This window comes from Streptomyces sp. NPDC019443 (genome assembly GCF_044389785.1).
Taxonomy (GTDB): domain Bacteria; phylum Actinomycetota; class Actinomycetes; order Streptomycetales; family Streptomycetaceae; genus Streptomyces.
Genome location: NZ_JBIRYJ010000007.1, coordinates 202,847 through 210,471, shown reverse-complemented (window position 1 = coordinate 210,471; position 7,625 = coordinate 202,847). Strand labels below are relative to the sequence as shown.

General features: G+C 67.9%; 4 protein-coding genes. 1 reads left to right on the top strand and 3 read right to left on the bottom strand.

The annotated features are described in order from the left end of the window. Positions 1-156: 156 nt before the first annotated feature. The 3 genes from ACH492_RS23455 to metH form a co-directional block, all read right to left on the bottom strand. Entirely contained in the window at positions 157-1,752 is a 1,596-nt protein-coding gene (locus ACH492_RS23455; protein WP_398989523.1) for an ABC transporter substrate-binding protein, read from the bottom strand. Positions 1,753-2,193: 441 nt separating this feature from the next. Beyond that, positions 2,194-2,895: an HAD family hydrolase gene (locus ACH492_RS23450; protein WP_398989521.1), complete on the bottom strand. Its 702-nt coding sequence runs from the start codon at positions 2,893-2,895 to the stop codon at positions 2,194-2,196. Positions 2,896-2,992: 97 nt separating this feature from the next. Then, positions 2,993-6,505 (bottom strand): methionine synthase, encoded by a 3,513-nt coding sequence (metH, locus tag ACH492_RS23445; RefSeq protein ID WP_398989519.1) that lies wholly within the window; start codon positions 6,503-6,505, stop codon positions 2,993-2,995. A gap of 239 nt (positions 6,506-6,744) precedes the next feature. Here metH and ACH492_RS23440 point away from each other — a divergent pair, with 239 nt between their 5' ends. Beyond that, positions 6,745-7,509, top strand: a complete 765-nt coding sequence (locus ACH492_RS23440) for an IclR family transcriptional regulator (RefSeq protein WP_398989517.1) — start codon at positions 6,745-6,747, stop codon at positions 7,507-7,509. Positions 7,510-7,625 lie beyond the last annotated feature (116 nt).

Below are 7,625 nucleotides of genomic sequence, written 5' to 3'. Positions count from 1 at the left end.
TTCTGGGGGCGGGGCCGCGGGGGTGCCGGCGGGGTTTTCCGCTTCGGCGGGGGGTCGGGGGCGCCCGGGGCCCCCCCCCCCCCCCCGGCCCCCCCCCCGGGGGGGGGGGGGGGGCGGGGCCCCCCCCCCGACTGCTTCATCCGGATACCGCGGGGGTCATTCGGTGCCGCTTCCAAGCTCCCAAAGCTGCAGGTCCGAGCTGGAGTTGAGCACCCGCTCGACGCCACTGACGCCGGTGCGGGCGGCGACGTACTGCTTGCCCTGCCACAGCGGCAGGAACGGCACGTCGGTGGCGACGATCTCCTGCATCCGCGTGAAGGCGTCGGACGCGGCGGTCCGGTCGGCGGCACGGCGCGACTGCGGGATGAGCTGCCGCGCCACGGTGCTGACGTACGGGGTGTTGAGGAAGTTGCCCTTGTCCAGGAACGGGGCGATGTAGTTGTCCGGGTCCGGGAAGTCGGGGAACCAGCCAAGACCGTAGACGGCGTAGTCGCCGCGCTTCTGGGCCGGACGGAACTTCGCCCACTCGGTGCCCTCGACGGTGACGTCGAAGAGCTTGGTGGCGTTCAGCTGGTTCTTGAGCGCCTCGAACTCCTTGGCCGTGCCGGCGCCGTAGTGGTCGGTTGTGTAGTGGAGCTTCAGCTTCACCGGCGTGGTGATGTCGGCGTCGCGCAGGATGTCCGCGGCCTTCGCGCGGCTCGGCTCGCCGTACTTGTTGTAGAAGGAGTTGGTGTGCGCCGCGATGGTCGTCGGGATGAGCGAGTAGAGCGGCTCGGCGGTGGCACCGTACACCTGGCCCGCGATCTGGCCGCGGTCGACGACGGCTGCCATGGCCTGCCGGACGGCCTTGTTCTTCACCGACGGGTCATTGGTGTTGAAGGCGAGGTAGCGGATCTCGAGACCCGGCATCTCGGTGAGCTCGATGCCTTCCTTGGGGTTCTCGGACAGATCCCTGATCTGGTCGGGAGACATCGCACGGGTCATGATGTCGATGTCGCCGGAGTCGAGCGCCTTGCCCATCGTGTCGGCGTCCGGGAAGGACCGCAGCTCGACCTTGTCGTTGCGGAGCTTGATGTCGCCCTGGTAGGAGGGGTTCTTGGTGAAGATGACCTTGGCGATCTGACCACCCTTGGCCTCGGTCTTCATGGTGTACGGGCCGGAGCCGTCGACCTCCAGGCCCTCGCGGAGCTTCTTGCCGTCGTAGTGCTTCTTGCTGACGATGGCGGCGACGGGTGTCGAGAGCTTGTACGGAAAGGTCGCGTCCGGCGAGGCGAGGTGGAAGACCACCTCGTCGCCGTTGGCCTCGATCGTGTCGATGTTCGCGAGGAGAGAGGCCGTGCCGCTGTCGGGGTTGATGTCCAGGACACGCTGGATGGAGAACTTCACGTCCTCGGCGGTGATGGCGCTGCCGTCGGCGAACTTCAGCCCGCTGCGCAACTTGCAGCGGTAGCTCTCGCTGACCTTGTCCGTGAAGCTGCACGACTGGGCGGCTTCGGGCACCGGCGCGCCGCCGCCGCGCGGAGCGTGCATCAGCGTCTGGACGGTCTGCCGCAGCACGCTCCACGAACCGGTGTCGTATGCGTAGGCCGGGTCGAGGGGCGCGGGGGCGTCCGCGGTGGCGATGAACTGGTCCGTGGTGCCCACGACAATGGCATCACCGCCGCCGGACCCGCCGTCCGTCCCGCCGCAGGCGACCAGCACGGGCGCGAGCAGGCCGACCACGGCCGACAGCACCAAAGTCTTACGGTTCATCCTGGACGTTCTCCTCATCCGGCACTGGGTTACAGCGAAGGTTTGGGCACTCCGCCGCGGCCGCCCGGTCGGAGCGGTGCGATCGGGCCGGGGAAACAGAGCGATCGGCACTGAGTTCCGGATGGCTTGGGCAACCGCCGGGATACATCCGTGAGCGGCGAAGTACTCGCGACGAGATTAGTCGGAGACGTCAGGACAGCGTGACCAGGGCCGAGTTGAGGTCGTAATCACACCGTGATCAGTCCTGCCCGCGAGTGGACGAGCATGCGACGGAACGATTCGTACACCACTCCACCAATACGGACACAAGGGCAGACCCGGCACCCCTGGCCAGGGTGCGCAGTGATCCGGACTTACCTCTGCGTGACCACTCAGGGTGACGAAAATCACCCTACGAAACCCATTGACGGATGCACGGGGGAAACACGGACCGTATGCGCATCAGTTCATCGTGGTGATGAGGGTGCGTAGAAAACCAAGGTCCACTTCTTCGAGCGAACGTACGACCACCCGGCCGTCGGCGGCCGCGATCGGCGCCACGGACGGCACGGCGACCACCCGGCAGCCGGCCGCCTCCGCGGCCGCCACACCGGTCGCCGTGTCCTCGATGACGGCGCATCTCGCCGGCTGTGCGCCCAGCCCCCGGGCGGCCAGCAGATAGGGGTCCGGGTGCGGCTTCGTACGCGAGACCTCGTCACCCGCGACCGAGAGCGCGAAGTGCTGGGGACCGAGGGAGGCGAGGACTCGGTCGATGATGCGGCGGTGGGAGGCGGAGACCAGGGCGGTGGGCACCTCGTGGGCGGCGAGCTCGGCGAGCAGCCTGGCGGCGCCCGGCATCAGCGGCACACCGCGCCCGATGCGGTCCTCGAAACGGTCGTTGAGCAGTACGGTCAGCTCGGCCAGCGTGATGTCCGCGCCGGTCGCCTTGATGAGATAGCCGGCGCTGCGCGTCATGGGGCCGCCGACCACCACATCCCGCCATGCCTCGTCGAGCTCATGGCCAAGATCGGCGAAGACCTCCACCTCCGCGTCCCACCAGAAGCCTTCGGTGTCCACGAGGGTGCCGTCCATGTCGAGAAAAACGGCCTGCAGGGCAGAGCCCTCGGCCGAACGGGTCAAGGACGCGGGGACCGTACTGGTCATCCGGCACACCTCCACTGAGGGACGAGAAGGCCGGTCGCCTCCCAGATGGGGAAGGCGACCGGCCTGCACTGGACCGACCAGTGTACGACTCTGCCGACTAACGTGCGTTGAAGTACTTCGCTTCGGGGTGGTGGATGACGATGGCATCGGTGGACTGCTCGGGGTGGAGCTGGAACTCCTCGGAGAGCTGGACGCCGATCCGCTCCGGCTGCAGCAGCTCGGCGATCTTGGCCCGGTCCTCCAGGTCCGGGCACGCTCCGTAACCGAGCGAGAAACGCGCTCCGCGGTACTTGAGCGCGAACATGTCTTCCACGTCGGCCGGGTCCTCGCCCGCGAAGCCGAGCTCGGCGCGCACGCGGGCGTGCCAGTACTCGGCGAGCGCCTCGGCCAACTGCACGGACAGGCCGTGCAGTTCGAGATAGTCGCGGTACGAGTCAGACTCGAAGAGCTCGGCGGTGGCCTCACCGATCTTCGAGCCCACGGTCACGACCTGGAGCCCGACGACGTCGGTCTCGCCGGACTCTTCGGGGCGGAAGAAGTCGGCGAGGCACAGGCGGCGGCCGCGGCGCTGGCGGGGGAAGGAGAAGCGGGTGCGCTCGGAGCCGTCCTCGTTCAGCAGGATCAGGTCGTCGCCCTTGGACACGCAGGGGAAGTAGCCGTAGACCACGGCCGCCTCCAGCAGGTTCCTGGTGTGCAGCTGGTCCAGCCAGCCGCGCAGCCGCGGCCGGCCCTCGGTTTCCACCAGCTCCTCGTACGTCGGGCCGTCGCCGGTCCGGGCCTGCTTGAGGCCCCACTGGCCCTTGAACAGCGCGCCCTCGTCCAGCCAGGACGCGTACTCCTTCAGCTGGATGCCCTTGATGACCCGGGTGCCCCAGAACGGCGGCTGCGGCACCGGATTGTCGATCGCGACATCCGAGCGGACCGCGCCCTCCGGCTCCTGGACCTCCAGCACGGCAGTGTCCCGCTTGGCCACCCGGCGCTGCTTGAGCTCCGGCAGCGCCGCCCCGGGGACACCGCGCTTGACCGCGATCAGGGCGTCCATCAGACGCAGACCCTCGAACGCGTCACGGGCGTAGCGGACTTCGCCCTCGTAGATCTCGTGCAGATCCTGCTCGACATACGCCCGCGTCAGCGCGGCCCCGCCGAGGATGACCGGGTAGTCGGCGGCCAGCTTGCGCTGGTTCAGCTCCTGCAGATTCTCCTTCATGATCACCGTGGACTTCACCAGCAGACCCGACATGCCGATCACATCCGCGCGGTGCTCCTCGGCCGCTTCCAGGATCGCCGAAACCGGCTGCTTGATACCGAGGTTGACGACGTTGTATCCGTTGTTGGACAGGATGATGTCGACGAGGTTCTTCCCGATGTCATGAACGTCACCACGGACCGTGGCAAGGACGATCGTGCCCTTGCCGTCCGCGTCGGACTTCTCCATGTGCGGCTCGAGGAAGGCCACCGCGTTCTTCATCACCTCGGCGGACTGCAGCACGAACGGCAGCTGCATCTGGCCCGAGCCGAACAGCTCACCGACGACCTTCATGCCGTCCAGGAGTGTCTCGTTGACGATTTCGAGAGCCGGGCGGGTCTGGAGCGCCTCGTCGAGGTCGGCCTCCAGGCCGTTCTTCTCGCCGTCGATGATCCGGCGCTTGAGCCGCTCCTCCAGCGGCAGGGCCAGGAGCTCCTCGGCCTTGCCCGCCTTCATCGACTTCATGTTGACGCCCTCGAAGAGCTCCATGAGCTTCTGCAGGGGGTCATAGCCTTCGGCGCGCCGGTCGTAGATCAGGTCTAGGGCGACCTTGACCTGCTCCTCCTCCAGGCGGGCGATCGGCAGGATCTTCGAGGCGTGCACGATCGCCGAGTCCAGTCCGGCCTTCACGCACTCGTCCAGGAAGACGGAGTTCAGTACGACCCGGGCGGCGGGGTTCAGGCCGAAGGAGATGTTCGACAGGCCCAGCGTGGTCTGCACATCCGGACGGCGGCGCTTGAGTTCACGGATCGCCTCGATCGTGGCGATGCCGTCCTTGCGCGACTCCTCCTGGCCGGTGCAGATCGTGAACGTGAGCGTGTCGATGAGGATGTCGGATTCCAGCACACCCCAGTTCCCGGTCAGATCGTCAATGATCCGCTCGGCGATCGCGACCTTGTTCTCGACGGTGCGGGCCTGGCCCTCCTCGTCGATGGTCAGCGCGATGAGCGCCGCGCCGTGCTCGACGGCGAGCTTGGTGACCTTCGCGAACCGCGACTCGGGCCCGTCGCCGTCCTCGTAGTTGACGGAGTTGATGACCGCTCGGCCGCCCAGCTTCTCCAACCCGGCCTGAAGGACGTCGACTTCGGTCGAGTCCAGCACGATGGGGAGGGTGGAGGCAGTGGCGAAGCGGCCCGCGAGCTCCTCCATGTCGGCGACACCGTCCCGGCCGACGTAGTCGACGCACAGGTCGAGCATGTGCGCGCCCTCGCGGATCTGGTCCCGCACCATCTCCACACAGTCGTCCCAGCGGCCCTCCAGCATGGCCTCACGGAACTTCTTCGACCCGTTCGCATTCGTACGCTCACCGATCGCCATGAAGGAGGTGTCCTGGCGGAACGGCACTGTCTGGTAGAGCGACGCGGCGCCCGGCTCGGGGCGCGGCTCGCGCTCGGTCGGAGCGAGATCGCGGACCCGCTCGACGACCTGCCGCAGATGCTCCGGCGTCGTACCGCAGCAGCCGCCGACCAGCGACAGCCCGTACTCGCGTACGAACGTCTCCTGCGCGTCCGCGAGCTCGCCCGCCGACAGCGGATAGTGCGCGCCGTTCTTTCCGAGGACCGGCAGGCCGGCGTTCGGCATGCAGGACAGCGGGATACGAGAGTGCCGGGCGAGGTAGCGCAGGTGCTCGCTCATCTCGGCCGGTCCCGTGGCGCAGTTCAAGCCGATCATGTCGATGCCCAGCGGCTCCAGCGCGGTGAGCGCCGCGCCGATCTCCGAGCCGAGCAGCATCGTCCCGGTCGTCTCGACCGTCACCGAGCAGATCAGGGGGAGGTTGGTGCCGGTCGCGTCCAGGGCCCGGCGGGCGCCCAGGATCGCGGATTTCGTCTGGAGCAGGTCCTGGGTCGTCTCGACCAGCAGCGCGTCCGCACCGCCCGCGATCATGCCCTCGGCGTTCTGCTGATAGGCGTCCCGCAGCTTCACATACGGGGCGTGGCCCAAGGTGGGGAGCTTCGTGCCCGGCCCCATCGAGCCGAGCACCCACCGCTGCTGCCCCGTCGTCGCGGTGAACTCGTCCGCGACCTCACGCGCGATCCGTGCCCCGGACTCGGAGAGCTCGAAGACCCGCTCAGGGATGTCGTACTCCCCCAGCGCCGCGAGGTTCGCGCCGAACGTATTCGTCTCGACACAGTCGACGCCGACCTCGAAGTAGGCCGAGTGGACCGATCGGACGATGTCGGGGCGCGTCACGTTCAGGATCTCGTTGCAGCCCTCGAGGTTCTCGAAGTCCTCGAGCGTCGGATCCTGCGCCTGGAGCATCGTGCCCATCGCGCCGTCGGCCACGACGACTCGCGTGGCGAGGGCTTCGCGCAGGGCTTCGATTCGGGTCCGGCTGTCAGCGGAGGGGGTCGGCAGCAAGGCCATGGATGTGCTCCCAGGAGTGCGACGGCTGTCGGCTTTGCGTCTTCCGGTGGAAGGCGCACGGGCCCAGCGTAGCCGGGCCGACCGACAAAGGGGTGGGCGTCCCACGGGGCGGACGGCATCATGTTCCCGGCCCCATGTGATGGCTTTCAGCCACGAAGGGCTTGCACTGCGGTAACCAAGGTCGACATCGACCGATAGTGTTCAGCATTGTCGAACCGCAGTGGAGAAGGGCCCGAGAGATGGCGAAGAACATCCAGTCGCTCGAGCGAGCAGCGGCAATGCTGCGATTGCTCGCGGGCGGGGAGCGCCGGCTCGGCCTGTCCGACATCGCGTCCTCGCTGGACCTGGCCAAGGGCACCGCCCACGGCATTTTGCGCACACTCCAGGCCGAGGGCTTCGTCGAGCAGGACCCGGCGTCCGGCCGCTACCAGCTGGGAGCCGAGCTGCTCCGGCTCGGCAACAGCTATCTGGACGTCCACGAGTTGCGCGCCCGCGCCCTTGTCTGGACGGACGACCTGGCGCGCTCCAGCGGCGAGAGCGTCCACCTCGGGGTACTGCACCAGCACGGCGTCCTCATCGTCCACCACGTCTTCCGGCCCGACGACAGCCGCCAGGTGCTGGAGGTCGGAGCCATGCAGCCACTGCACTCCACCGCACTGGGGAAGGTGCTCTCGGCGTACGACCCGGTGGCGCACACCGAGGTCCTCGAGGTCGAGCGCAAGGTCTTCACCTCGCGGACCGTTACCGGTCTGAAGGAGTTCGAGTCGGTCCTCCACCACACCCGGGCCCAGGGCTGGGCGGCCGACGTGGAGGAGACCTGGGAGGGCGTCGCCTCGGTGGCCGCACCCATCCACGACCGGCGCCGCATGCCCGTCGGCGCGGTTGCCATAACGGGTGCCGTGGAGCGGGTCTGCAACTCCGGCGAGCTGCGTTCCGAGCTGGTCGCGGCGGTACGGGACTGTGCCAGGGCGGTTTCCAGGGATCTCGGCGCCGGGCGCTTTTGAGGCTTTTGCTCGCCCGTCGGTAACGATCGAGTCACTCGGCCACAAGCCCTTGACGTCCTGTTAACCGGAGGACAAAACTTCCGTTCATCGGTCGGCAATGCCGAACACCTACCGGC

Excerpts from the sequence above, each read along its gene's own strand:
- ACH492_RS23450 (WP_398989521.1), bottom strand. The coding sequence starts at position 2,895 with ATGACCAGTACGGTCCCCGCGTCCTTGACCCGTTCGGCCGAGGGCTCT.
- ACH492_RS23440 (WP_398989517.1), top strand. The coding sequence starts at position 6,745 with ATGGCGAAGAACATCCAGTCGCTCGAGCGAGCAGCGGCAATGCTGCGA.
- ACH492_RS23455 (WP_398989523.1), bottom strand. The coding sequence starts at position 1,752 with ATGAACCGTAAGACTTTGGTGCTGTCGGCCGTGGTCGGCCTGCTCGCG.
- metH (WP_398989519.1), bottom strand. The coding sequence starts at position 6,505 with ATGGCCTTGCTGCCGACCCCCTCCGCTGACAGCCGGACCCGAATCGAA.